Below are 22,773 nucleotides of genomic sequence, written 5' to 3' on the forward strand. Positions count from 1 at the left end.
TCCCGGGGGCGAACCGATGACCGGCACACCCTTCGGCTTCAACCGTCCGGGCGGCGACGGCGACGACGACAGGCCCCAGGATCCGTTCGGGGGCATGGGCGGCGGCGACATGCGGCAGTTCGCCGACATGCTGCACCGCTTCGCGGACATGATCGGCGGCCAGTCCCCCGGCGGCTCCGACGGAGGCCCGCTGAACTGGGACATGGCCAAGGACATCGCGCGGCACGCGGTCGCCGAGCACGGCGACCCCTCGATCGTGGACGCCGAACGGCGCCAGGTCGAGGAGGCGCTCCGGCTGGCCGACCTCTGGCTCGACGAGGGGACGTCCCTTCCCGCCGGAATCCGGACGCCGAAGGCGTGGAGCCGGTCGGAGTGGATCGAGCAGACGCTGCCGGTGTGGTCGAAGGTCTGCGACCCGATCGCGGCCCGCATGGTCGAGTCGATGGGCGGCGCGCTCGGCGGCGGCGAGATCCCCGCCGAGATGCAGGCGATGGCCGGTCCGCTGATCGGCATGGTCCGGCAGATGGCGGGCGCGATGGTCGGCGGCCAGGCCGGGCAGGCGCTCGGCGCGCTGGCCCGCGAGGTCGTGGGCTCCGCCGACGTGGGCCTGCCGCTGGCGCCCGACGGCGTCGGCGCGCTGCTGCCCGCCGGGGTCGAGGCGTTCGGGAAGGGCCTGGAGGTCCCCGACGACGAGGTCCGGCTCTACCTGGCGCTGCGCGAGGCCGCGCACCAGCGGCTGTTCGCGCACGTCCCGTGGCTGCGGGCGCATCTGCTCGGCGCCGTCGAGGAGTACGCGCGCGGCATCACGGTCGACCTTTCCGGCATCGAGCAGGCCGTGCAGGGTCTCGACCTGTCCAACCCGGAGGCGATCCAGGAGGCGCTCGGCGGCGAGCTGTCGCTCCAGCCGGAGGAGACGCCGCAGCAGAAGGCGGCGCTCGCCCGGCTGGAGACCGCGCTGGCCCTGGTCGAGGGCTGGGTGGACACGGTCGTGAACCGGGTCGCCGAGGGACGGCTGCCGGACGCGGTGAAGCTCGCCGAGGCCGTCCGGCGGCGCCGCGCGACGGGCGGCCCGGCGGAGCGGACGTTCGCGACGCTCGTCGGCCTGGAGCTGCGCCCCCGGCGGCTGCGCGAGGCGGCGACGCTGTGGCGGGCGCTGACCGAGGCGCGCGGCACCGACGGCCGCGACGCCGTCTGGGACCACCCCGACCTGCTGCCCGGCGCGGCCGACCTGGAGGACCCGGACGCGTTCGTGCGCGGCGAGACGGCGGACCTGTCCGGCCTGGACTCGCTGCTCTCGGAGGCCGACGAGGAGAAGAAGAAGGACGACGAGGGGGACGGCGCGTGAGGCCGCCCCGCCGCCGGGCCGTCCGGAGGACCCGGCTGGGCTGCTGCGCGCTGCACGGGGCGTCGTCCGCCGTGGCGGTGCGCCGCCAGGCGGCGCGGTCGGCGCTGTGCTGGCACCGTCCGACCGACCATGAGCGCCGTCGCCGGTCGGGGGCGTCGTACCCGCGCGTCGGGCGCGCATGACCGATCCGCTGCACGCGGACGCGGTGCGGGTCCTGTCCGGCTGGACCGCGCCCGATGCCGGCCAGGACGAGCTGCGCGCGGTGTTCCTGGAGCATCTGGCGTCCCATCCGGACGGGACGCGCCGCGCGTGCGCGCCGGGTCACATCACGGCGAGCACGGCGCTGCTGGACGCGTCCGGGACGCGGGTGCTGCTGACGCTGCACGGGAAGCTGAAGCGGTGGCTGCAACTGGGCGGGCACTGCGAGGACGGTGACGCGACGCTCGCGGCGGCCGCGCTCCGCGAGGCGACGGAGGAGTCCGGCATCGCGGGCCTGCGGCTGGATCCGGTGCCGGTCTCGCTCGACCGCCACCGCGTGCCGTGCCATCCGGGCGGCTCGTGGCATCTGGACGTCGAGTTCCGCGCGACGGCCCCGCCGGGCGCCGTGCCCGTGATCAGCGACGAGTCCGACGACCTGCGCTGGTTCCCCGTCGACGCCCTGCCGCCGGAGTCCGACACGGCGACGCGCCGCCTGGTGGCCCGCTCCCTCGCCTGACGCGCGGGGGCGCGGGTCAGCCTGCGACGCTGCGGCGGGCGGGTTCCAGCTCGTCGGCGTCGTCCTCCAGGGCCAGCGGGAGGTGCGCGGTGGCGGCGACGCCCTCGAGGTAGCCGCGCGCCCGCTCGGCCTTCGGGTAGTTGCCGACGAGGTCCCAGAAGTCCGGTCCGTGGCCCGGGATGAGCAGGTGCGCCAGCTCGTGGACGAGGACGTAGTCCAGCACCCAGGACGGCATCCCGCGCAGCCGGGTCGACAGGCGGATCGTGCCGTCGTCGGGGGTGCACGATCCCCAGCGGGCGTTCTGGTTGTCGACCCAGCGGACGCTCATCGGGACGGCGCGGGCGTCCAGGTGGCGGCGGGACAGCTCCAGCGCCCGGGCGAACAGGTCGTCGTCGCTCGGGCGCCGGCGCCGTTCGCGCTCGGCGAGCCGCTCCAGGAGGGTGGCGACCCACTGTTCCTCCTCGGCCTTGCTGAGCCGGGAGGGCAGCAGGACGACGACCTTGTCCCCGTCGCGGTAGGCGGACACCGTCCGCCGGCGACGGCTGCTTCGGCGGACCTCAACGTATGGGGGCACACCTGAACCGTACCCAATCGTTGGTGAAAACCACAGGGGTCAATTGGCATTAGCCCTGGTCAACCGCAATCTTTTTACCTTTAGCCCAAGGATTCCGCGCAATCATCACATGCTTTCCGGGGGCGGGGTGAGGACGCAGGAGCCCCGCCGGCACCGGACGGCCCGCCCGGCACGGCCCGCATGAGCGTTTCTCTCCGTGTTCGTTCGGGTACTTTCCGTGCCAGCCGTAACGGAGACCGAACCGGGGGTCGCGATGGGTGCGTGCAGGACGACGAAGGACGGCCGCTGGCGGCCGACGCGGCTGGCGGGCGGCGTGCTCGGGGCCGTGGCCGGGCGGTTCGCGGCGCGGGCGCTGCGCCCGCTGGCCCGGCGCGCGGCGCCGCGGCTCGGCGTCCGGGCGACGGTGGCGATCGGGCTGGTCGAGGTGGTGGCGCCGCTCGCGCTGTCGATCGCGGCGGCGCGGATGGTCCGCCGCCGCGCGCCGCGCTGACACCGCGCGAACGGTCGCGCGGACCGGGCGGGACGGCCGTGGGGAAGCGGCCTCCCGCCCTTTCCGCGTCCAATCACGGATTGATCACGTGACGATCCGGTGACACCGGAGTGAACGCGGGATCACGCGCGCGGCCGGGCGGACGCCGGGCCCGCCCACAAAAAGGATCATGGCCGAAAGGACAGTGGCCGAGTGTGATCGCCTTGGTGACGGACGGGAGCCGGGGCCGAGCCCTGCCGTGACCTTTGAGCCGTAGCCCGGCCCGACGACGAAGCGGGCGGCGCCCGGGTCGGCCGGGCTCGACTGTGCCGCAGCGGGCGCCCGGTTCGCCGGTTCAGGGTGAGAAAGCGCACACTTACCGCGTTTGCGCAGGTGACGCGGATCACCACCAAAGCGCTCGCTCGGTTTTGTGGACCGGCGCTGTGGCGGGAAACCAGGTCCATCGCGGACAATGAGGACGTGAGCGACCTACCTCGCCGCGCGGTGACGCGGTCGGCAAAGCTGGCGTCCCTTCCGCTCGGGTTCGCCGGACGCACCGCGCTGGGCCTCGGCAAGCGCACGCTCGGGCGGCCCGCCGAGGCCGTCGCGGTGGAGATCCAGCAGCGCACCGCCGAGCAGCTCTTCAAGGTCCTCGGCGAGCTGAAGGGCGGGGCGATGAAGCTCGGCCAGATGCTGTCGATCTTCGAGGCCGCGCTGCCGCCGGAGATCGCCGGGCCGTACCGCGCCACGCTGACCCGGCTCCAGGAGGCCGCTCCCCCGCTGCCCGCGTCCGCCGTCCACAAGGTCCTCGCGGGCGCGCTCGGCCCGGACTGGCGCGACGCGTTCACCGAGTTCGACGACGCGCCCGCCGCCGCCGCGTCCATCGGCCAGGTGCACAAGGCCGTCTGGTCGGACGGCCGCGCGGTCGCCGTCAAGGTCCAGTACCCCGGCGCGGGCAAGGCGCTGATCAGCGACTTCAACCAGCTCGCGCGGCTCGGACGGCTGTTCGGCGTCCTCATGCCGGGCCTGGACGTCAAGTCGATGCTCGCCGAGTTGAAGGAGCGCGTGGTCGAAGAACTCGACTACACGATCGAGGCGGCGTCGCAGACGCGGATGCGCGAGGCCTACCCGCCCGACGACCCCGACTTCTACATCCCCGAGGTGATCGCGCAGGCCGGGGACGTCCTGGTCACCGAGTGGATCGACGGCGTCCCGCTGTCCAAGGTCATCAGCGAGGGCGACCAGGAGCAGCGCGACCACGCCGCGCTGCTGTACTGCCGGTTCCTGCTGTCGGGCGCCAAGCGCGCCGGGATGCTGCACGGCGACCCGCACCCGGGCAACTTCCGGCTGCTGGCCGACGGCCGGCTCGGCGTCCTGGACTTCGGCGCCGTGGACCGCATCCCGTCCGCGTTCGCCGAGCGGATGGGTCGGCTGCTGCGCATCGGCACCCTCGCCGACATCGACGAGATCGAGCGGGCGCTGCGCGACGAGGACTTCATCCGCGCGGGCGTCACGATCGACACCGAGTCGCTCCAGGCGTTCCTCGCGCCGATCACCGAGCCGTTCGTCACCGAGACGTTCAAGTTCAACCGGGAGTGGCTGCGGGACATGGCCGCGAAGGTCACGGACCTGCGGCCGACGAACGTCGTCCGGCAGCTCAACCTGCCGCCGGAGTACGTGATCGTCCACCGGGTCCTGTCGGCCGGGACGGGCGTGCTCTGCCAGCTCGAATGCGAGATCCCCGCCCGCGCCGAGTCGATCAGGTGGGTGCCGGGCTTCGCCGACCCGGAGCCAGCTTCGCCGTGATCGCGCGGGGCACCGGGACGCCCCGCCGCAGCAGGTCCGCCTCGAACCGCCGCACGACCGGGTCGCCCGGCCGGCCGACGAGCGTCACCACGTCCCGCCGCAGGACCGGGTCGAGCCGCCGCAGCGTCCCCGCGAACGACGCCGCGAGCGCGCTCGTCGGGACCAGCGCCGCGCCGAGCCCCGCCGCCGCGAGCCGCGCCGCCGTCGCGGACTGACGCGTCCGCATCGCCGCCGCCAGCACCACGCCGTGCCGCGCGGCGACCGCGTCCAGCCAGCCGCCCAGCCCGTTGTCGGGGTGGTAGTGGACGATCGGCCGTTCGGCCAGCTCGGCGAGCGTGATCGCGGGGGCGTCCGCCGCCGGGTCGCCGGGCGGCAGCACCGCGACGATCTCCTCCGGGCCGATCACGCCGGACGCGCCCGTCCAGCGGTCCGGGCGCGGCCCGACGGCGATGTCGGCTTCGTCGGCGGCCACGGCGGCGGCGAGGACGTCCGCGCTGGTGGTCTCGGTGAGCGTCAGGTGGACGTCCGGGGACCGCCGCCGCCACGCGCGCAGCACCGGCGCGAGCAGCCCGGCCGTCATGCTCTCGGCGCACGCGATGCGCAGGCGTCCGGTGGAGCCCGCCGCGACGGCCCGTCCGGTCTCCACGACGCGGCGGGCGGCGGCGAGGGCGGCCCGCGCGTCCGCCTCGACGGCCCGTCCGGCGACGGTCGGCCGCACCCCGCGCGGCAGCCGCTCCACGACGGGCGCGCCGATCTCCCGTTCCAGCGCGGCGAGCTGGTGGGACAGCGCGGGCTGCGACAGGTGCAGCCGCGCGGCGGCCTCGGTCACCGAGCCGTGGTCGAGGACGGCCACGAAGCATTCCAGTGCGCGCAGCGTTGCCATTCGCTGATTCTATGGCTTGTCCCGAAAACCCTCATGCGGCGACGGGATGGTTCCGGCACCGGACGGCGCTGTGGAGGTCATGACACTGCGCGACAAGAAACTGCTCATCATCGGGAGCCGGTCGGGCATCGCCCGCCGCATCGCCGCCGACGCGACCGCCGCCGGGGCCGAGGTCGTCCTCGCCGGACGGGGCCCGGACGCCGACGCCCGCGTCGACCTCGCCGACGAGGACTCGATCCGCGCGCTCGCCGAGCGCGTCGGGACGCTCGACCATCTCGTGGCGCTCGGCGCCGACCGCGCCAACGGCCCGGTCACCGAGTTGGACCGCGCGGCCGTGACCCGCGCGTTCGACGCCAAGGTGATCGGGCCGATCATGCTGGCCAAGCACTTCGCCGGCCGGTTCCGTCCGGGCGGCTCGGTGCTGCTGTTCTCCGGCGTCGCCGCGTGGCGGCCCGTGCCCGGACGCACGGTCATGGCCGCGACGAACGGCGCGGTCGCGTTCCTCGCCGAGGCCCTCGCGGTGGAGCTGGCGCCGGTCCGGGTGAACGCGATCTCCCCCGGCGTCATCGACTCCGGCGTGTGGGACGGCCTCGGCGACGCCAAGGACGCCTTCTTCGCCGACACCGCCGCCCGCAACCCGACCGGCACCGTCGGCCGCACCGAGGACGTCGCGTCCGCCGCGCTCCTCGCGCTCGCCAACCCGTTCGTCACCGGGACGACCCTGCACGTGGACGGCGGCGGACGGCTCGCCTGAGAACGGCGGAAGCCCGCGCGTTGATGAGACGCGCGGGCTTCCGGCAGGGCGCCGGGACGGGAGGGAACCGTCCGCGGGCGCCCGGGGAGGCCCGGCCGGGAGGCGCGCGATCCGTCGAAACCATCCCGGGAAGGACGGACGGCGCCTGCGACCGGCCGGGCACGTTCAGCGGCCCCGGACCGCCCCCGCAGGAGGCCCGGGGCGTCGGCTACCGATCCCGGACGCGCTGTTCCGGGAGTTCCCCGGAGCGGACCGGGGCGAGCAGCACGCGCCGGACGCGGGCGGCGCGGATCTGCGCGTCCCGCCGCGTCCGGCGCACGAGCGCCGCGCGCCGCAGCCGCTCCGGGGCGGGCATCGTCATGGTCATCTCTCTCCTCCACGGCCGGGCGGGGCGGCCGGAGCCGCCCCGCCCACCAGGTCAGACGCCGTCCGGCAGCGGGTGCTTGCGGGGACGGCCACGGGGCCGCTTGCGCGCGACGATCTCGCCGCGCACGAACAGCTCGCCGCCCCAGACGCCCCAGGGCTCCTTGCGCTCCATGGCGCCCGCGAGGCACTGCTTGCGCAGCGGGCACTCCAGGCACAGCGCCTTGGCGAGTTCCACGTCGGCGGGAGCCTCCGCGAAGAACAGCTCCGGGTCGGTCCGGCAGGGAAGGGTGAGGTCCTCTTCGCTCATCGCGAGAGCCCCCTGCGTCACGGTCACCCTGGTTCCTCTCATTGGATTCCAACGGGTGTGTCGGTGGTCTTCGGGAAAACAAAAGGCCGCGGATCCGGTGATCGGATCCGCGGCCTGGGGGCTCGCCGGTGGTTCTAGACCGGTGGCCTCCAGGGGTACGGACCCGACACATCTCCCCGCGGGGAGAGTTCGGCCATCGCCGGGGCGCCGAACCCGTCGAGCGCCCGCAGGGCGTTGACGGACTCATGGCGACCCAGCGGCGCCTGGACTCGCTGCGCGCTCGGACGCTGCGCGACCGCGACATAGCCCGAGACGGGCTGGACGTCACGTCGCTGCAGACCGCTCGGCGTCACCGTGCCGCGAAGGGCCGGCCCGCCGTCGTTCAGGGACGCGCCAGGGCACGTGGCGGTCAGGCTCTGCCACGATTTCGCGTAAATGGTGATCACCGGACTACACACCGCCTCTCTGGCGCATCGGGGCCGTTCGCACGGCCGGTTCATTGCTCGCGACGAGCGTACGGGGCCCGCTGCGAAGTCGGCAAGATATTTTTGACCTGCGGTTTCGTGGTTCAGTTCACGCCGCGCGGCCCGAACTCCGGGCCGCGCTCCCGCGTCTCAGGCACCGGTGGTGCGGATGAGGCCCTCCTGCATCACCGACACGACGAGCTGACCGTCCCGCGTGAAGACCTGGCCGCGCGCGAGGCCGCGCGCGTTCCCGGCGAACGGGGTGTCCTGCTGGTAGAGCAGCCAGTCGTCGGCGCGGAACGGCCGGTGGAACCACATGGCGTGGTCGAGGCTGGCGCCCATCGTCCCCTTCTCGCCCCACGCGAGGGCGTGGTTGAGCAGGACGGTGTCCAGCAGCGTCATGTCGGACGCGTACGTCATCAGGCAGACGTGCAGCAGCGGGTCGTCGGGGAGTTCGCCGTCCACGCGCAGCCACACCGAAGAGACGGGCGACGCGAGCGACGGGTCCTTGATCGCCTCCCAGGTCAGCGGCGTCGCGTGCCGGACGTCGAACGGCCTGCGGCTCACCCACTTCTCCGCCAGCTCGGCGCCCCACAGCGGCGCGAACCGCTCCCGCGCGGTCGGCAGCGTCTCGGGGTCGGGCGCGTCCGGCATCGCGGCCTGGTGCTCGATGCCCTCCTCGGCGACCTGGAACGACGCCGACAGGCTGAAGATCGCCTTGCCGTGCTGGATGGCGAGGACGCGGCGTGTCGTGAAGGACCGTCCGTCCCGCACCCGGTCGACCGTGTAGACGATCGGCACGAGCGGGTCGCCCGGACGGATGAAGTACGCGTGCAGCGAGTGCACCTGCCGGTTGGGCGGCACGGTGCGTCCGGCGGCGACGAGCGCCTGCCCCGCGACCTGGCCGCCGAACACCCGCTGCTGACGCTCCGCGGAGCTGCGCCCGCGGAAGATGTCGTTCTCGATCTGCTCCAGATCCAGCAGATCGAGCAGTTCTTTCAGGGTCTCCTTCACATCGGCAAGTGTCCCAAACGTCCGGCCGTGCTCGCGTCGGCACCCCGGCGGCCACCGGACGCGTCCGGGACTTCACAGCCGGTAAAGGCGGCAAACCGCAGGTACAGCGGCATTTCGGAGCCTAGAGGACCTCACCATCGTGTCAACGTGACTGTTGCCTCACCGACGGTGATCGTCGGCGTGCGGGGTTCTTGCCGTCGCCGTAACAGCCGTGTCACTCGCCGCAACAGGGGATTCGGCAGCCTTGCGGCGACGCAGATCGCCTGAGAAGCCAGATGGCCGCCGACCGCTCCCGCGTCACGAACGCAACGTCCGGTCGGCGGCGGTGAGGTCACCGCCATGAAATCCCCCGCCCGAGCCCCCTCCGTCGACCGCCGGGGCGCCCTGGTGTCCGCCGTGCTCGTCGGCACCGTCGTGATCCTCGTCGGCTACGCCTCCGGCCTCGGGGTCTCCTGGACGAGCACCGGCCGGGCCGCCGGGCCCCCGCCGGGCGCGGCGCCCGAGCCCGTGACGCCGGCTCCCGCCCCGGTCCCGCTGCCACCGGCCGACGGTCCGCCGCCCCCCGCGCCCCCGGCCGTCGACCCCGGCCCCGATCCCGGAGCGGATCCGACTCCGGCGCCCGTCCCGCCGGAGACCCCGCCCGACTCCCCGCCCGAGAAACCGCCCGCGCCGAGGCACACGCCGACCGCGCCGACGCCGCCGGACCGGCCCGCGCCGTCCGTCCCGCAGACGTGCGCCGGCCTGCTCGGACCCGTCGTGAACCCGCTCACCGGGCCGCTGGTCGGCCCGCTCCTGCCGCTGAACCACGGGAAGGAGCGGGGCGCGCTGACGCCGCTGCTCGCTCCACTTCTCGGCGACGCGGCGGACTGTCCTCCGGACGGCGGCAAGTGATGCTCTTCCGCCGCGTCGCGTTCTGCGCGCTGGCCCTGGTGTGGCTGGCGCTCGCGGCCCCGGCCGCCGCCGCGGCCCCCGGGCCGAGTCCGGCGCCGAGCACGTCGGCGTCCCGGGAACCGGTGGTCGCCCCGCCGCCCGCCGCACCGCACGACCATCCGGGCGTCCGTCCCCTCCTGACGACGGCCAAGGCGGTCGGCTACCTCGGACTGGCGGTGTTCGTCGGCGGCCTGGCGTTCCTCGCGCTGCTGTGGCCCGAGGGCGCGTGGGACCGGCGCGTCCGGCAGCTCATGGTCGCCGCCTGGGCCGCCGGGACCGCGGCGGCCGTGGCGGGCATCGCGCTCCAGGGCGTCTACACCGCGATGCGGCCGTTGTCGGACGTGACGAGCCCGCACGTCTGGGGCACCGTCCTGGACGACCATCCCGGCGAGGTGTGGGCGGTCAAGGGCCTGCTGTGGGTGCTCGCCTCGGTCGTCCTCGCCTGGGCGCTGCGGGCCGGCGACCGGGCCGTCCGCCGCGCCCCGTGGCGGGTCGCGGCGCTGGCCGTCGCGTTCGGGCTGGTGCGCACCACCGGCATGACGAGCCACGCCACCGGCACCGCGCGGCCGTTCCTCAGCGAGACGGCGGACGTGCTGCACCTCACGGGCGCGTCGCTGTGGTTCGGCGGCCTGGTGATCCTGCTGCTCGGCGTCCTGCGGCGGCGCCGTCCGGAGGAACTGGCGCAGGTCGTCCCCCGGTACTCGATGCTCGCGCTCGGCTGCGTGCTCGCCATCGCGGCGTCCGGGCTCGTCCTCGCCTGGCAGCTCGTCGGCTCGGTCTCCGGGCTGCTGGACACCTCCTACGGGCGCCTGCTGCTGGCCAAGCTCGCGATCTTCGCGCTGGTGCTGGGCGCGGCGCAGCGCAGCAAGCGGTGGGTGGGCGGACGCCTGGACCTCGCCGTGCGGCGGGGCGGCGACGCGGCGACCGTCCGCCCGTTCGTGTACTCCGTCGCGATCGAGACGGCGCTGCTGTCCGTCGTGCTCGTCGCCGCGACCCTCCTCGTCACGGCCGCTCCGGGCCGCTGACCCCTCGCCGTCGCGGCGTGCGCGCCGCGACCCCCCGGTGCGGGCGACCGCGCCCGCACCCCCATCGAAAGGAACCACCCGTGCGACGACCACCCGCCCGACTGCCCGCCGCCCCCCGGCGCCGGCTCCTGCTGACGATCTGCGCGGCCCTCGCCACGGCCGTGGCGATGCTGAGCCTCGTCGGGCTGACCGCCGGCGCTTCCGGCTCCCGGCTCGGCGCGACGCATCCCGTGGCCGGGACGGACGCGCTCGACCGTCCGCGTGCCGTGCCGGTCGCCGACACCCGCGCGCCCGTGGCCGCGACCGCCGCCGTCGTGGTGCACATCAAGAACTACGCGTTCTCGCCGTCCGCGCTGAAGGTGTCCGCCGGGCAGAAGGTCACCTGGATCAACGACGACTCCGCGCCGCACACGGTGACGACGACCTCGGGTCCCAAGAAGATCGACTCGGGGGAGATGGACAAGGGCGCGTCCTTCTCCTACACGTTCACCACGGCCGGGACGTACTCCTACTACTGCGCCTACCACCCGGACATGAAGGCCGCGGTGACGGTCTCGGGGGGCGGCGCGTCGCCCACGCCGACGGCCAAGCCGACTGCCAAGCCCACGTCCAAGCCGACGGGCCACCCGATGCCGTCCGGGACGCCGACGCCTCCGCCGGGCGACGGGACGCCGTGCACCGGGGCGCTGAACGAGATGCTCACCATCATCCTTCAGCACATCTACACCGCCCACCTGCAGCGTTCGCCGTCCCAGCAGATCGCGGACGCGCTGGCGCTCGACCAGTACATCAAGACCCACACGGCGTGGGTCCAGATGATCCTGGAATCGGGCGTGGGCGGCGTGCAGGAGGTCCTCAAGGGGCTGCAGCCGCTGCTCCAGCATCTGTACGTCGCGCATCTGCAGCGTTCACCGGCCGAGCAGTTGTCGGACGCGCTCGCGGTGGACAGCTACCTGAAGTCCCACACCGTCCTCGTGCAGGACATCCTCAAGCCCGGCCTCGACGGGCTCCTCGGCGGCGGTTGCTGACCCCACCGATTCTGCCCGAACCGATCCGAAGGAGAGCCGATGGGCACCCGCATCCCCCGGCGCGGCACGACGGCGGTCCTGGCCCTGTTCCTGTGCGCGCCGCCCGCGCTGCTGGTCGACGCGCCGGCCGCGAGCGCCGCCGCGCTGCACGTCCGGATGAAGGGCACCGCCTACCAGTCCGCGAACCTGACCGTCCGCGTCGGCGACACCGTCACCTGGACGAACCTGGACCCCGTCCCCCACGACGTCGTCACGACCAGCGGGCCGCAGGCGCTGCGGTCCCCGCTCTTGCAGCGCGGACGGTCTTGGAGTTACACCTTCCGCGTTCCCGGGACGTACTTCTATTACTGCTCGGTGCACCCGGACATGCGCGCCCGCGTCACCGTCCAGCCGGTGGCCACCCCGACCGTCCACCGGCACGCCGCCCCGGCCCGTCCGCGCGTCCGGACGGACTCGCCCCGGCCGCGGGCCACGCGGTCCGCCGCCCCGGCCGTCACGATGCCCGCGATGACGCCGACGCAGGCGGCTCCCGTCGCCGCCGCGGCCGGCAAGTCGGTGAACCCGCTGCTGCCGATCGCCGGGCTCGTCTGCGTCGTCGCGGTCTTCTGCCTGCTGCTCCTCACCTCCCCCGCCTCCCGGCCCGACGCCGATGAATGAAGGAGAACCGTCCATGTCCGTTCTGCGCCGTCTGTCGGGCGTCCTCGTGCTCGGGGCCGTCCTCGCGACGACCGCCGCCGCGCACGCGCACGCCGAACTGCGCTCGTCCGACCCGGCCGAGGGCGCGGTGCTCACGGCCCTCCCCCGCACGATGACGCTGACGTTCACCGAACGGCCGTCCGCCGCGTCGTCGGTGGTCACGCTCGGCGCGACGCGGCTGCCGCTCCGCGCGGACGCCCGGGATCCGGACGCGCTCGTCGCCGATCTGAGCGGCGTCCCGGCCGCCGTTCGGGGGCCGGTCGCCGTCGCGTGGCGGTCGGTGAGCGCCGACGACGGGCACGTCGCGGACGGCGTGATCCACCTCAGCGTCGGCGCGGCCTCGACCGCGCCCGCCGCCGCGCAGACGGCGGACGAACCGGGGGACGGCGGGCTCTGGCTGCTCGTCCTCGCGGGGGCGATCGCGGTGCTCGTCGCGACGGTCGCGGGCTTCGCCGTCCGCCGCGCCTTCGCCCGGGGCGACGCGTGAGGCGCGGTCTGCTCGCGCTGGCGTTCGTGTTCCTGGTCGTGAGCGGGGGGCCGGCCCGCGCGTCCGAGCCGGGGCCCGGCTCGATCCTGCCGACGATGGTCCCGCGTCCGAGTCCGCAGCCGTCGCAGCCGCTCGTGAGCGCGCTGCTGCCGGTCAGCGGGCTCGGCGGCGCCGCCGCGATCTTCGTCGTCCTGCTGGTGGCGCAGCGCAGGCGCGGTTAGCCGAGCGTGCCCTGGACGCCGGACACCGCCCGGTTCACCGTGCCGTCGTCGCTCAACTCGACGCGCACTTCGTGGAGGCCGCGCATCCCGATCAGCATCTCCGGTTCCGCCACGGTGAGCGGCTTCATCCCGTAGGCGTCGAAGTAGCCGAGGACCATCGCGCGCATCGTCGCGTAGCGCACCGCTCCGGGGGTCAACTCCTGGAGGAAATGGGCGGCGGAGAGCAGGACGTCGGGCATGACGGCGATCGACGCGGCGGGCTCGGGGACGCGCGTGTCGGTGATCGCGACGTAGCGCTGGTCGTCGCCCGCCGGGATGCGGGCGAGGCCGCGCGCCCCGCCCCGGTGGACGGCGGATCGCGCGAGCAGGATGGCCGGGAAGATCTGGACTTCGCTCTGCGGCAGTGCCACCTCGTCGGCGGCGATGTGGTCGGCGCCGTGCTCGGTCGCGGCCTCGCGGACGCGTGCGGCGCCGTCCCAGTCGCTCCACGTCCAGGTGCCGGTGTCGGCGTGGTAGACGCCGATCTCGTGGGCTTCGGCGGTGAAGACGTCGCCGTAGCGGGCTCGGCCGTCCTCCCAGACGGGCGGGCCGGCCGTCCAGCCGAGGGCGTGGAGATGGTCGCCGAGGGCCACCGAGCCCCGGTCCAGCGCGGCTGCGGAGTCGCGGGCCAGTTCGGTGAGCAGGGCGGCGGGGAAGAAGGCGGCGGCGGGGTCGTCGGCGGCCGGGGCGGGGTGGAATTCCTTCTGCTCCACCGGCCCTTCCGGGCCTTCGACCTGTACTTCGGCCAGGTGGCCGTCCTTGATGCGGGCGTGGACGCTGTGGCCGTCTTTCAGTTTCAGTCGCAGGCCGTCCGGGACGGGCTCGGCGGCGAGGCCGTGATGCGCGGCATAACCGGTGATCAGTTCTTCGGCGTTCACCTTCAGCAAGGACGCGGCCGTGCCGAGCGCCGTTCCGGCTGTGGCCGGGTCGGGGGCGGCGGCGGGAATGGCGGGGTCGTCGGTGACCAGGAGCGTCAAAGCCCGTCCGCCGTGGGAGAAGTCGAGGGTGCCGCGTGCGCCGAGCAGGCCCGTCGCCAGGAGCGCGAGCGTCCGCGCGGCCCGTCGCGGGTCGAAGAAGTGGCCGAGGTCGACCATTCCGTGCGTCAGTTCGGGGACGGCGTTCTTCTCCCCTATCGCCTTGAGCTTGAGCGACGCGCTCAGGCCGGGCGCTCCGCTCAGGCCGCTCTTGTCCCAGGCCCATTGAAAGGTCGCGTCCTCGGCATAGGAGCCCAGCAGTTCCGCCGGGAGTTCACGGCCGCCGATCCAGGCGACGCCCAGCGCCGCGTCATGCTCGACGCGGCCCTGGGGAACGGCGGCGTGGAACGTGTCGAGTTGCTCGATCACCCATCCGAGGTGGGGCGCGGCGATCGTCAGCAGAGCGTCACTGAAAGCGTCCATTCCGGGTGAGCGTAGCGGGACCGTCCCTCTCGCTCACCCGGTTCGCTACGGATGCACGAGTTCGCACTCGTAGCCGCGCACCTGCCCGTTCTCATAGGCGTGGACGCGCTTGCAGTCGCGGGCCTGGTTGTACTTGGCGATGACGACGCGGCCCGGCGCGACGCCGTCGCCGTCCGGGCCGGCGCAGTCGTGCGCGAAGACGTTGGACGGGAAGGACGGCGTCATCGTCGCGTCCTCGCAGGTGTAGACGGCGGGCTCGTCGGCGGCGGCGGGGAGCGCCGGGATTCCGCCGAGGACCGCCGCCACGAGCACCGCACCGATCTTCATGGCCTTCACGAATGCTCCTTCAGTTCCCAACGGCTGTTACAGAAGCGAACCGTAGCGTCACGTGCTGTGTTCACGCAGTCTTAGTTGACATCAACTATCTGAACCCGGATAGTTGATATCAACTAAAAGGAGGATCCGTGACCGACCGGCGTCCGGTGCCCAACCCGCTGGCCCTCGCGGTGCTCGCGTTCCTGCTGATGGGGCCGATGCACCCCTACGAGCTGGGCCGCCGCCTGCAGGAGACCGAGAAGGACAAGAACTTCAAGTACAACCGCGGCTCGCTCTACATGGTCGTGAAGCAGCTCGCCAAGGCCGGGCTCGTCGCGGCGCAGGAGACCGTGCGCGACACCGAGCGGCCCGAGCGCACCGTCTACGCGCTCACCGACACCGGACGCGGCGAGCTGTACGACTGGCTGCGCGAGCTGGTCTCCACCCCGAAGGAGGAGTACCCGCACTTCGGGATGGCGCTGTCGCTGCTGAGCGTCCTGCCGCCCGCCGAGACGGTCGAGCTGCTCGCCGCCCGCGCGGCGGCGCTGACCGCGCGGGCCGAGGCGGTGCGCTCCGCCGTGCAGGCGGCCACGGACGGCGGCCTGGCCTGGGTGTTCGTGGTCGAGGACGAATACGAGCTGGCGCTGGTCGAGGCCGAGTTGCAGTTCGTCGACCGGCTCGTCGCCTACCTCCGGCGGCCGGACTACGCGAAGGAGTGGAAGGCGATGACCGAGCACCTGGGAGAGATGACATGACCACCATCGGAAGGGCGCTCGTGATCGGCGGCGGCATCGCCGGGCCGGTCACCGCGATGGCGCTGCGGAAGGCCGGGATCGACGCGACCGTCCACGAGGCGTACACGGGCACGGCGGACGGCGTCGGCGGCACCCTCAGCGTCGCGCCCAACGGCCTCGACGCGCTGCGCGCCGTGAACGCCGATCTGTCCGGCGTCGGGCAGCCCATCACGCGGTCCGTGCTGGCGGACGGGACGGGGCGCCCGATCACCGTCCTCGACGGCCTCCCCGACCTGCCGCCGAGCCGCGCGCTCTGGCGGTCGGACCTGTTCCGCGCCCTGCACGACCGGGCCGTCGCGCAGGGCGTCGAGATCCGGCACGGGCGGCGTCTCGTCGGTGTCGAGGAGTCCGCGACGGGGATCACGGCGCGGTTCGCGGACGGCACCGCCGAGACCGCCGACCTGCTCGTCGGCGCGGACGGGATCCGGTCGACCGTCCGGACGCTCATCGACCCGGACGCGCCCGCGCCCCGCCACGTCCCGCTGCTGAACTTCGGCGGGCTCGCCGACGTCGCCGTCCCGTCCGACACCGACACGGCCGTCTTCGCGTTCGGAAGCCGAGGCTTCCTCGGGTACTGGCTCCAGCCGGACGGCCGCACCGCGTGGTTCGCCAACGTCCCGCACGCCGAGCCGCTGACCGGCGCGGACGCGCGGCGGACGTCCCCCGCGCACTGGCTGGAACGCCTGCGCGACCTCTACGCCGACGACCGGCCCGGCCGCGACCTCGTCCGGCACACCGCGCCCGAAGACCTCGTCGCGTTCGGGACGGTGGAGATCATGCCGAGCGTCCCGCACTGGCACCGGGGACGGATGGTGCTGGTCGGGGACGCCGTCCACGCGCCGTCCCCGAGTTCCGGCCAGGGCGCGTCGCTCGCCGCCGAGAGCGGGGTGCAGCTCGCCCGCTGCCTGCGCGACCTGCCGGACGTGCCGTCCGCGCTCGCCCGCTACGAGGCGCTGCGCCGGCCCCGCGTGGAGCGCGTCGCCGCCCGCGCCGCCCGGACGAACCGGACCAAGACCCTCGGCCCCGCAGCCCTTCGCATGATGCGGCTGATGACGCCCCTGCTGACCCGGACGGTCCTCACCCCCGAGAAGGCGCTGGCCCCCGAACACCGCCACCACATCGACTGGGATGCCAAGGTCGGCTAGCCGTTTGCCCCGGTAATGCCCGGGTACCGGCCTGCTCGCCCAGAAGATCTGACGTTGCGGGGAGTCTGTGACCGGTCTGTCCTTGCCCCTTCTCCTCGCGGTGTTCGCGGGGGCCGCCGCTGCGATCTGGGTCGCGGGCGTCCAGTTGTCGGCGCAGACCGACGTCCTGTCCGTCCGGCTGCATCTCGGATCGGCGCTCGGCGGCCTGATCCTGCTGGCCGTCGCGACCAACCTTCCCGAGATCGCGATCGTCGTCGGGGCGGCGACGTCCGGGAAGGTCGGCCTCGCGGTCGGCAACATCCTCGGCGGCATCGCGATCCAGACGGTCGTGCTCGTGGTGCTGGACGCGTTCGGCGGCACGGGCCGGTTCCCGCTGACCTACCGGGCCGCGTCACTCCTGCTCGTCCTCGAAGCGGCGCTGGTCGTCGCCGTGCTCGCGGTCGTCGTGGCCGCGAGCCAGTTGCCGAGCGGGCTGATCGCGCTGCGCCTGGCGCCCGGCTCGGTGCTCATCGCGATCCTGTGGGCGGCCGGCCTCTTCCTGCTCCGCAAGGCCGACGGGTCCCTCCCGTGGCAGGCGTCCGGCGAGGCCCCCGACAACCAGGGGCCACCACGCGGGCACAGCCGCGAGAAGGCGGCTCGCAGGGACGTCGGGACGGCGCGCTCCGCGACCATCTTCGCCGTCGCCGCACTGGTCACCCTCCTCGCGGGGGTCGTGCTGGAGCGCAGCGGCGAGGCCGTCGCCGACCGGATCGGGCTGTCGGGCGTCCTGTTCGGCGGGACGGTGCTCGCCGCCGCGACGTCGCTGCCCGAGGTCTCGACCGGTCTCGCGTCCGTCCGCGCCGGGGACTACCAGCTCGCGGTCAGCGACATCTTCGGCGGCAACGCGTTCCTCCCGGTGCTGTTCCTCCCGGCGACGCTGCTCTCCGGGCAAGCAGTGCTGACGCACGCCGAGGGCACCGACATCTATCTCACCGCGCTCGCGATGCTGCTCACGCTCGTCTACGCGGCCGGCCTGCTGTTCCGTCCGCGCCGCCGCATCGCGGGGATGGGCATCGACTCCCTGACCGCGCTAGTCCTGTACGCGGTAGGCGTCGCGGGCCTCTTCGCGATAGTCACCACATCCTGACCTCCCCGGCTGGTCATCCGGCGGCTCCTCCTTTGGTCGATGGTTCGGGACGTCAGGCCGCCGGCGCGTACCGCGGACGCCCGGCCGGGCGGAGAACCTGGATCGTCACGCCCTTGGAGTCGACGCGCGACTCGACCAGGTCGAGTGCGAGATCAGGACCCGCGTCGGGGAACAGCCGCGCGCCCTGCCCGACGACCACCGGGACGGTGATCATGATCATCTCGTCCACCAGCCCGTTCTCCAGCAGCCACCGGGTCAGGATGCCGCTGCCGTGGACCTGGAGTTCACCGCCCGGCCGGGACTTCAGCTCGCGGACGGCCGCCGCGACGTCCCCCGACAGGACCGTCGTACCCGACCACGCGGCGTCCGTGAGCGTCCTCGACGCCACGTACTTGGGCCGCGTGTTCAACGATTCGATGACTCCCGCCCACGCGGGCGCGTCCTGGACCGTCATCGTCCCCCACGAGCCGGCGAACAGCTCGTAGGTCCGCCGTCCGAACAGGAACGCGTCGGCGCGCCGATACGTCCGGTCGATGAACGCGCGGGTGTCGCCGTCGCCCTTCCCGAGCGCCCACCCGCCGCGCTCGAACCCGTTCCTGCGGTCCTCGTCCGACGCGCCCCCGTTGCCCTGCACGACACCGTCGATGGTCATCTGCGTCACGGTGGTCAGCTTCATGATCGCTCCCGCTGTCCTCGTCGCCGCCCCTCACGGCCGGCCTCACCCCTGCTACGAACGCGACCACCCCGACCCGACACCCCGTCCCCAACTTCCAAGAAACATTCAGCACCCGTCCCCCACCCAATTCACGCACGCGGGCGACACCGACATCTAACTCACGGCGCTCGGGATGCTGCTCACGCTCGTCTACGCGGTCGAACGGCTGTTCCGTCCGCGCCGCCGTATCGCCGGCATGGGCACGGACTCGCTGGCCGCCCTGGTCCTGCACGGGATCGATGTCGCCGTGCTGTTCGCCATCACCATGACGAGTTGACCGCCCGCCGACGCGTTCTTCCGGCGGCGCGGTGCCCGCAGGCCGGCGCTGCGCGACCGTCACCGCGGCTGCGCCGTCGATAACCCACGGGCTATCGGCCCGCACGGATATTGCATCATTCGCCCATTGCAGGTCCCGCGGAACTCGTGGCAAGGTTTGGAACAATCCAAAAGGACACGCCGCCATCGGCATCGGCGGCCATTTCGTGCATGAGGACGGGGGGCGGATATGAGAACGAAGATCATCAAGGCCGCGATCGGGTTCAGCGCCGCGGCGGTAGTGGCAGGAATCGGATTGGCGGCACCGGCCCAGGCGGCTCCCCAGAAGGGCCAGCACTGCGTGACCGTCATCGGCAAGGCGGCGAAGGGAAAGATGTCGCCGGTCGTGTCCAAGACCTGCGCCGACGGCAAGGACGCGCCGTCCCTGAAGGCGGCAGCCGCCTCGTCCACGCTGCTCATGGTGGCCTACGAGAACACTGTGGGCAACGGCGGGGCACAGATGGAAATCCGCGGAAACGCCGGCCCGTGCGACATCGACGGCTACCGCTACCGCTTTACGGGATACATGGCGAACAGGACTTCCGCGTTCCAAACGTATTCGTACTGCAACCTCGTGACGGGCTATGACCTCATCAACTACTCCGGCGACCGGATGACCTGGCGCAACGGCCTCCCCACGATGTACGTCGACTATGTGGGAGCCATGAACGACAGGATCGAGTCGCTCTGGATACGCCGCGAGTAATCGCCGCCGCCCCGCCGGGGAAATGGTCGCACACGCCCGGCCGAACCGCCCCGCGGCCGGGCGTGCGCGATCGAGGCCGATCACCGAAGGTGACCTGCCAGATGGTGGAGTGCCGGGACGAGGCCGGGGTGATCGTCGAGTTCGGCGCGCTTGAGGAGGCGGGCGACGGCCGCCGCGTCCAGGATTTCGCAGAGCCAGGCGCGGTACGCCGCGTCCGCCTCCTCGGTCACGGCGGGGGCGGGCCGACGATCCGGCGCAGGTAGGCGGCGGGGTCGCCGAGGTAGCGGCGATAGTGGTCGACCATGTCCAGGTCGTCCCAGGACGTGCGGCGGAGGCCGTGCTCGCCGACTTCCACGATGTCCGCGCCGGGCAGCGCCGAGATGATCGGTGAGTGTGTCGCACAGACGACCTGCGCGCCCGTGCGCCCGAGTTCGTCCAGCAGGCCGACGAGCCGGAGGCAGGACGTGAAGGACAAGGCGGCTTCGGGCTCGTCCAGGAGGTAGAGGCTGGGCTCGCGGAACATCGAGTCCAGGATGGTCCAGAAGCCCTCGCCGTGGCTCTGCTCCAGCACGTCGGCGTCCCAGTAGCCGTTCATGCCCGAGACGGTCTCCGCGAGCCCGAACACCGTCTCGGCCCGGAGGAAGAACCCCTTCTTGCGGGCTCGCGGGCCACCGCGCATCCGCGCGCCCGCGGCCGTCAGGTCGAGGTCGATCACCTGGCCGAGCGGCGTGCGCGGCCGGTTGTTGCTGTATTTGCGTCCCGCCCGTCCGCCGCGCGCGTCCAGCCCGAACCCCTCGGCGATCGCTTCGAGCAGCGTGCTCTTCCCCGACGCGTTCTCGCCGACGAGGAAGGTCACCGGCCGCGCGAACTCCAGCCCGTCCCGCGTGACCTCGGCGATCGCCGGAACGGTGAACGGCCACTGATCCCATGGAACCTGATCGGCGAGGATGCGCAACCTTCGGACGAACAACAGGACCTCTCTTCCTCGACAGCGGGGACGCACGCACCAACCGGAACACAGTTCCGCCGGGGAACGAACGAGGGGCCGCACTGCGGGTCGCACGCCTTGGGCACCACGCGCTTCCGGCAGGGACGCACCGGCGGTCGCCGCTGGGGCCGGGGCCATCGCGACCCCGACAGAAACTCGCGCAGCGACGCCCGTCGAACGCTACTCACCGACATCCAAAGAGAGAGCACGCACGGTGATATGTCCTCGTCCGGTGACACGGTCGCGATGCCGTGGCAGCAGTTTGCCGGGGAGCTCGGACGGATCAAGATGCTGGTCGTGGGCGGCGCGGCCGGACGGGCGTGGTCGAGGCAGAGCGGGTGGCGCCGAGTGCTTCGCGTTTGCGCGGGCCTCGGTGACGCGCTGGGCATCGTCGGTGGCGACGCGCAGCGGGACGCCAAGCTGGACGGCCTTCTCGATGTTCGCCCGCGTGCGCGCGTGGCTCGAGCGCCCGGTGATCGCGTTGTCAGGAATGTCGCCGTCGAAGATGAAGGGGAGCTTGTCGCCTTTCGTTCTCATTGGGGCTGAGTGGTGGGGATGAGGCGCGCCGTGTAGCCAGCGTGGATGAGGCGTTCGTAGGCGTCGTGGACGGCAGCAGGCATGGGCTGCGGGATCGCGAAGCCTTTGCCGGGGTAGACCAGGATGCGCTGGGTGTCGCCTACGAGCATGGAGATGACGCGGTCGGCGTCGCCGATGGTAGCGACGTAGGCGTCCAGCGGTAGCGGCCTGGACGCGCAGGAAATGGCGAGTTCGGGCCAGAGTTTACGGGCGGTGGCGTAGGCGCGGCGCTGCTGGTAGGGCCGCGAGATGAGGATTGCCGAAGCGACGGTGATGTCGTGGTCGGCCAAGAGCCGGCGAGTGTTCGCGATGTTCTCGCCGGTGTTGGTGGCGTGAGTCTCGATCAGGATCGCCGTGTCAGGGACGCCGTTGTCGAGGGCGTGTTCGCGGTAGTGGACGGCTTCGCCGCGCGGGAAGCGCTCAACAGTGGTAGGGGCGTTCGCGCCGGTGAACACGATGCGCGGGACGAGGCCGCGGTGGTACAGGTCGGCGGCGCAAGTGGCGACGCCGAGATCGTGGCTGCCGAGTCCGATGGCGATGTCCGCAGGACGCAGCGGGTGGTGCATGTCGTGGTAGTTCCACAAGATTTCCACGTCGCCGCGATGGGCGGCCGGGATCGTGCTCGTCATCGGATGCCTCACTCGGGGATGGTGAAGGAGTAGGTCCAGGAAAAACGAGAGGCGGCATGGATGCCGCGCGCGAATTCGACGGCGCGGCTTTGGGCGGCATAGGTGGTGCGGTGCAGTTCGATCACCGGTTCCCCGGCGGGGAGGGCGAGTAGCTCGATCTCCTCCTGGGTGGGCATTCGGCCGCGCAGTGTCTCGGTGATGCTGTCGGGTTCGAGGCCCCGGCCGGTGAGGACGGCGAAGCCGCCGCCGTGGCCCGCCGGTCCCGGTGAGGGATCGATCAAAGGCGTGCCTTCGACGTCCTCGGTGCGGTAATAGCTGGTCAGTGTGTGGGTCGGCGTCTGGCCGTCCTTGATGAGGCGGGCGCGCTCGTAGACGGGCGTCCCCTCATCGATTCCCAGAGCGGTGGCCACGACGGGGTCGGCCGGGACCTGGCGGACCTGTTGGGTCTGGTCGGTGAGTTTCCACTCCCGCTGTGAGCCTTCGCGGTCGGCGGCGAAGGCGACGAGGCCGGACTTCCACTTCCGCTTGGCGTAGCGGTCTACGCCGAGGCGTTTCATGGGCGGGTGCTGGCGGACGACGGTGCCGCGTCGGCGCACGGGCGTGACCAGACCTTCGGCTTCCAGGAGCCGGACCGCTTGCCGGACGGTCTTGATGTTGACCCCGTGCTCGGCGGCGATCTCATCCTGTTTCGGCAGCGTGCTGCCCGGTGGGTGGTCGCCGCGCTGGATCGCCTGGCGCAGGACGTCGGCAAGGTCGCGGTATCCGGTGGTCATGACCTCCCTCTCGGTTCGGAACCCGATCATTATGTCTCACCCCAGCCTATAGAGCTAGCTCTATTGACATCGAACACCAGCCCGTGTGAGATAGAGCTAGCTCTAAAAGGTGCAGGTCGCCGTGATCCGACTTGCAGGAGAGCGCAGCCGATGCGGCGCACTTGCCGCGTC

At 72.7% G+C, this 22,773-nt stretch carries 29 protein-coding genes; 16 read left to right on the plus strand and 13 right to left on the minus strand.

Features of this window, described 5'->3' with window-relative positions:
* Positions 1-16 precede the first annotated feature (16 nt).
* Both BTM25_RS17170 and BTM25_RS17175 read left to right on the plus strand, forming a co-directional pair.
* Positions 17-1,345 carry a zinc-dependent metalloprotease gene (locus BTM25_RS17170; RefSeq protein ID WP_103564690.1) on the plus strand — a complete coding sequence of 443 codons (1,329 nt, stop codon included), beginning with the start codon at positions 17-19 and terminating at the stop codon, positions 1,343-1,345.
* Between the two features lie 178 nt (positions 1,346-1,523).
* Positions 1,524-2,060, plus strand: a complete 537-nt coding sequence (locus BTM25_RS17175; RefSeq protein ID WP_103563876.1) for an NUDIX hydrolase — start codon at positions 1,524-1,526, stop codon at positions 2,058-2,060.
* A 16-nt stretch (positions 2,061-2,076) separates the two neighbouring features.
* Here the strand turns inward: BTM25_RS17175 and BTM25_RS17180 are convergent, their stop codons facing one another.
* Entirely contained in the window at positions 2,077-2,586 is a 510-nt protein-coding gene (locus tag BTM25_RS17180; RefSeq protein WP_103563877.1) for a M48 metallopeptidase family protein, read from the minus strand.
* Between the two features lie 265 nt (positions 2,587-2,851).
* Between BTM25_RS17180 and BTM25_RS17185 the strand changes: the two genes are divergently transcribed.
* Together BTM25_RS17185 and BTM25_RS17190 are read left to right on the plus strand one after the other, a co-directional pair.
* Complete coding sequence (locus BTM25_RS17185) at positions 2,852-3,124, plus strand: hypothetical protein (protein WP_146059067.1); 273 nt, start codon at positions 2,852-2,854, stop codon at positions 3,122-3,124.
* A 459-nt stretch (positions 3,125-3,583) separates the two neighbouring features.
* Complete coding sequence (locus tag BTM25_RS17190; protein ID WP_103563879.1) at positions 3,584-4,909, plus strand: ABC1 kinase family protein; 1,326 nt, start codon at positions 3,584-3,586, stop codon at positions 4,907-4,909.
* Here the strand turns inward: BTM25_RS17190 and BTM25_RS17195 are convergent.
* The gene (locus BTM25_RS17195) at positions 4,863-5,792 is read right to left on the minus strand and encodes a LysR family transcriptional regulator (RefSeq protein ID WP_103563880.1); all 930 of its coding nucleotides are present in this window, start codon (positions 5,790-5,792) and stop codon (positions 4,863-4,865) included. The genes BTM25_RS17190 and BTM25_RS17195 overlap by 47 nt on opposite strands.
* A gap of 79 nt (positions 5,793-5,871) precedes the next feature.
* Here BTM25_RS17195 and BTM25_RS17200 point away from each other — a divergent pair, with 79 nt between their 5' ends.
* Positions 5,872-6,546 (plus strand): SDR family oxidoreductase, encoded by a 675-nt coding sequence (locus BTM25_RS17200; protein WP_103564691.1) that lies wholly within the window; start codon positions 5,872-5,874, stop codon positions 6,544-6,546.
* A 208-nt stretch (positions 6,547-6,754) separates the two neighbouring features.
* Here the strand turns inward: BTM25_RS17200 and BTM25_RS29715 are convergent, their stop codons facing one another.
* The 3 genes from BTM25_RS29715 to tesB all read right to left on the minus strand — a co-directional run bounded on the left by BTM25_RS29715 (position 6,755) and on the right by tesB (position 8,697).
* The gene (locus BTM25_RS29715; RefSeq protein ID WP_168212137.1) at positions 6,755-6,913 is read right to left on the minus strand and encodes a hypothetical protein; all 159 of its coding nucleotides are present in this window, start codon (positions 6,911-6,913) and stop codon (positions 6,755-6,757) included.
* A 51-nt stretch (positions 6,914-6,964) separates the two neighbouring features.
* Entirely contained in the window at positions 6,965-7,219 is a 255-nt protein-coding gene (locus BTM25_RS17205; protein WP_103564692.1) for a WhiB family transcriptional regulator, read from the minus strand.
* 614 nt (positions 7,220-7,833) lie between these two features.
* Positions 7,834-8,697, minus strand: coding sequence for an acyl-CoA thioesterase II (tesB, locus tag BTM25_RS17215; protein WP_103563882.1), 864 nt, complete (start codon positions 8,695-8,697; stop codon positions 7,834-7,836).
* A gap of 339 nt (positions 8,698-9,036) precedes the next feature.
* Between tesB and BTM25_RS17220 the strand changes: the two genes are divergently transcribed.
* The 6 genes from BTM25_RS17220 to BTM25_RS17245 all read left to right on the plus strand — a co-directional run bounded on the left by BTM25_RS17220 (position 9,037) and on the right by BTM25_RS17245 (position 13,084).
* On the plus strand, positions 9,037-9,588 hold the full coding sequence (locus tag BTM25_RS17220) for a hypothetical protein (protein ID WP_103563883.1): 552 nt from the start codon (positions 9,037-9,039) through the stop codon (positions 9,586-9,588).
* A complete protein-coding gene (locus BTM25_RS17225) occupies positions 9,588-10,652 on the plus strand; it encodes a copper resistance D family protein (protein WP_103563884.1) in 1,065 nt (354 codons plus the stop codon). Before BTM25_RS17220 ends, BTM25_RS17225 begins: the two co-directional genes overlap by 1 nt.
* Positions 10,653-10,732: 80 nt before the next feature.
* The gene (locus tag BTM25_RS17230) at positions 10,733-11,680 is read left to right on the plus strand and encodes a cupredoxin domain-containing protein (RefSeq protein ID WP_205648129.1); all 948 of its coding nucleotides are present in this window, start codon (positions 10,733-10,735) and stop codon (positions 11,678-11,680) included.
* Between the two features lie 39 nt (positions 11,681-11,719).
* Positions 11,720-12,337 carry a cupredoxin domain-containing protein gene (locus tag BTM25_RS17235; RefSeq protein WP_103563885.1) on the plus strand — a complete coding sequence of 206 codons (618 nt, stop codon included), beginning with the start codon at positions 11,720-11,722 and terminating at the stop codon, positions 12,335-12,337.
* Positions 12,338-12,350: 13 nt separating this feature from the next.
* On the plus strand, positions 12,351-12,863 hold the full coding sequence (locus BTM25_RS17240) for a copper resistance CopC family protein (protein ID WP_168212138.1): 513 nt from the start codon (positions 12,351-12,353) through the stop codon (positions 12,861-12,863).
* The gene (locus BTM25_RS17245) at positions 12,860-13,084 is read left to right on the plus strand and encodes a hypothetical protein (RefSeq protein WP_103563887.1); all 225 of its coding nucleotides are present in this window, start codon (positions 12,860-12,862) and stop codon (positions 13,082-13,084) included. The genes BTM25_RS17240 and BTM25_RS17245 overlap by 4 nt, the downstream gene beginning before the upstream one ends.
* Here the strand turns inward: BTM25_RS17245 and BTM25_RS17250 are convergent.
* Together BTM25_RS17250 and BTM25_RS17255 are read right to left on the minus strand one after the other, a co-directional pair.
* Positions 13,081-14,520, minus strand: a complete 1,440-nt coding sequence (locus BTM25_RS17250; protein WP_103563888.1) for a DUF6882 domain-containing protein — start codon at positions 14,518-14,520, stop codon at positions 13,081-13,083. The two genes, BTM25_RS17245 and BTM25_RS17250, sit on opposite strands and share 4 nt — an antisense overlap.
* Before the next feature lie 45 nt (positions 14,521-14,565).
* Positions 14,566-14,856, minus strand: a complete 291-nt coding sequence (locus BTM25_RS17255) for a hypothetical protein (RefSeq protein ID WP_103563889.1) — start codon at positions 14,854-14,856, stop codon at positions 14,566-14,568.
* A gap of 128 nt (positions 14,857-14,984) precedes the next feature.
* On the opposite strand from BTM25_RS17255, the gene BTM25_RS17260 reads away from it, so the two are divergent.
* From BTM25_RS17260 to BTM25_RS17270, 3 genes are all read left to right on the plus strand, one after another.
* Positions 14,985-15,590, plus strand: a complete 606-nt coding sequence (locus tag BTM25_RS17260) for a PadR family transcriptional regulator (protein WP_103563890.1) — start codon at positions 14,985-14,987, stop codon at positions 15,588-15,590.
* Positions 15,587-16,774 (plus strand): FAD-dependent monooxygenase, encoded by a 1,188-nt coding sequence (locus BTM25_RS17265; protein ID WP_103563891.1) that lies wholly within the window; start codon positions 15,587-15,589, stop codon positions 16,772-16,774. The genes BTM25_RS17260 and BTM25_RS17265 overlap by 4 nt, the downstream gene beginning before the upstream one ends.
* An 82-nt stretch (positions 16,775-16,856) precedes the next feature.
* A complete protein-coding gene (locus tag BTM25_RS17270; protein ID WP_205648130.1) occupies positions 16,857-17,900 on the plus strand; it encodes a sodium:calcium antiporter in 1,044 nt (347 codons plus the stop codon).
* A gap of 52 nt (positions 17,901-17,952) precedes the next feature.
* Here BTM25_RS17270 and BTM25_RS17275 read toward each other — a convergent pair whose 3' ends face one another.
* Positions 17,953-18,576 carry a dihydrofolate reductase family protein gene (locus BTM25_RS17275; protein WP_103563893.1) on the minus strand — a complete coding sequence of 208 codons (624 nt, stop codon included), beginning with the start codon at positions 18,574-18,576 and terminating at the stop codon, positions 17,953-17,955.
* Between the two features lie 172 nt (positions 18,577-18,748).
* Between BTM25_RS17275 and BTM25_RS29720 the strand changes: the two genes are divergently transcribed.
* Positions 18,749-18,892 (plus strand): hypothetical protein, encoded by a 144-nt coding sequence (locus tag BTM25_RS29720; RefSeq protein ID WP_168212139.1) that lies wholly within the window; start codon positions 18,749-18,751, stop codon positions 18,890-18,892.
* Positions 18,893-19,120: 228 nt separating this feature from the next.
* Positions 19,121-19,636 carry a hypothetical protein gene (locus BTM25_RS17280; protein ID WP_103563894.1) on the plus strand — a complete coding sequence of 172 codons (516 nt, stop codon included), beginning with the start codon at positions 19,121-19,123 and terminating at the stop codon, positions 19,634-19,636.
* Between the two features lie 80 nt (positions 19,637-19,716).
* On the opposite strand, the gene BTM25_RS29725 is transcribed toward BTM25_RS17280, so the two are convergent.
* From BTM25_RS29725 to BTM25_RS17300, 5 genes are all read right to left on the minus strand, one after another.
* Positions 19,717-19,866, minus strand: coding sequence for a hypothetical protein (locus BTM25_RS29725; protein ID WP_168212140.1), 150 nt, complete (start codon positions 19,864-19,866; stop codon positions 19,717-19,719).
* On the minus strand, positions 19,863-20,606 hold the full coding sequence (locus tag BTM25_RS17285) for an AAA family ATPase (RefSeq protein ID WP_235828451.1): 744 nt from the start codon (positions 20,604-20,606) through the stop codon (positions 19,863-19,865). Before BTM25_RS17285 ends, BTM25_RS29725 begins: the two co-directional genes overlap by 4 nt.
* 198 nt (positions 20,607-20,804) lie before the next feature.
* A complete protein-coding gene (locus BTM25_RS29245) occupies positions 20,805-21,161 on the minus strand; it encodes a hypothetical protein (RefSeq protein ID WP_146059068.1) in 357 nt (118 codons plus the stop codon).
* Positions 21,158-21,829 carry a YdcF family protein gene (locus tag BTM25_RS17295; RefSeq protein WP_103563897.1) on the minus strand — a complete coding sequence of 224 codons (672 nt, stop codon included), beginning with the start codon at positions 21,827-21,829 and terminating at the stop codon, positions 21,158-21,160. Before BTM25_RS17295 ends, BTM25_RS29245 begins: the two co-directional genes overlap by 4 nt.
* 8 nt (positions 21,830-21,837) lie before the next feature.
* Positions 21,838-22,602: a GntR family transcriptional regulator gene (locus BTM25_RS17300; RefSeq protein ID WP_103564694.1), complete on the minus strand. Its 765-nt coding sequence runs from the start codon at positions 22,600-22,602 to the stop codon at positions 21,838-21,840.
* Positions 22,603-22,773 lie beyond the last annotated feature (171 nt).

The sequence above is a fragment of the Actinomadura rubteroloni genome, assembly GCF_002911665.1.
Classification (GTDB): Bacteria; Actinomycetota; Actinomycetes; order Streptosporangiales; family Streptosporangiaceae; genus Spirillospora; species Spirillospora rubteroloni.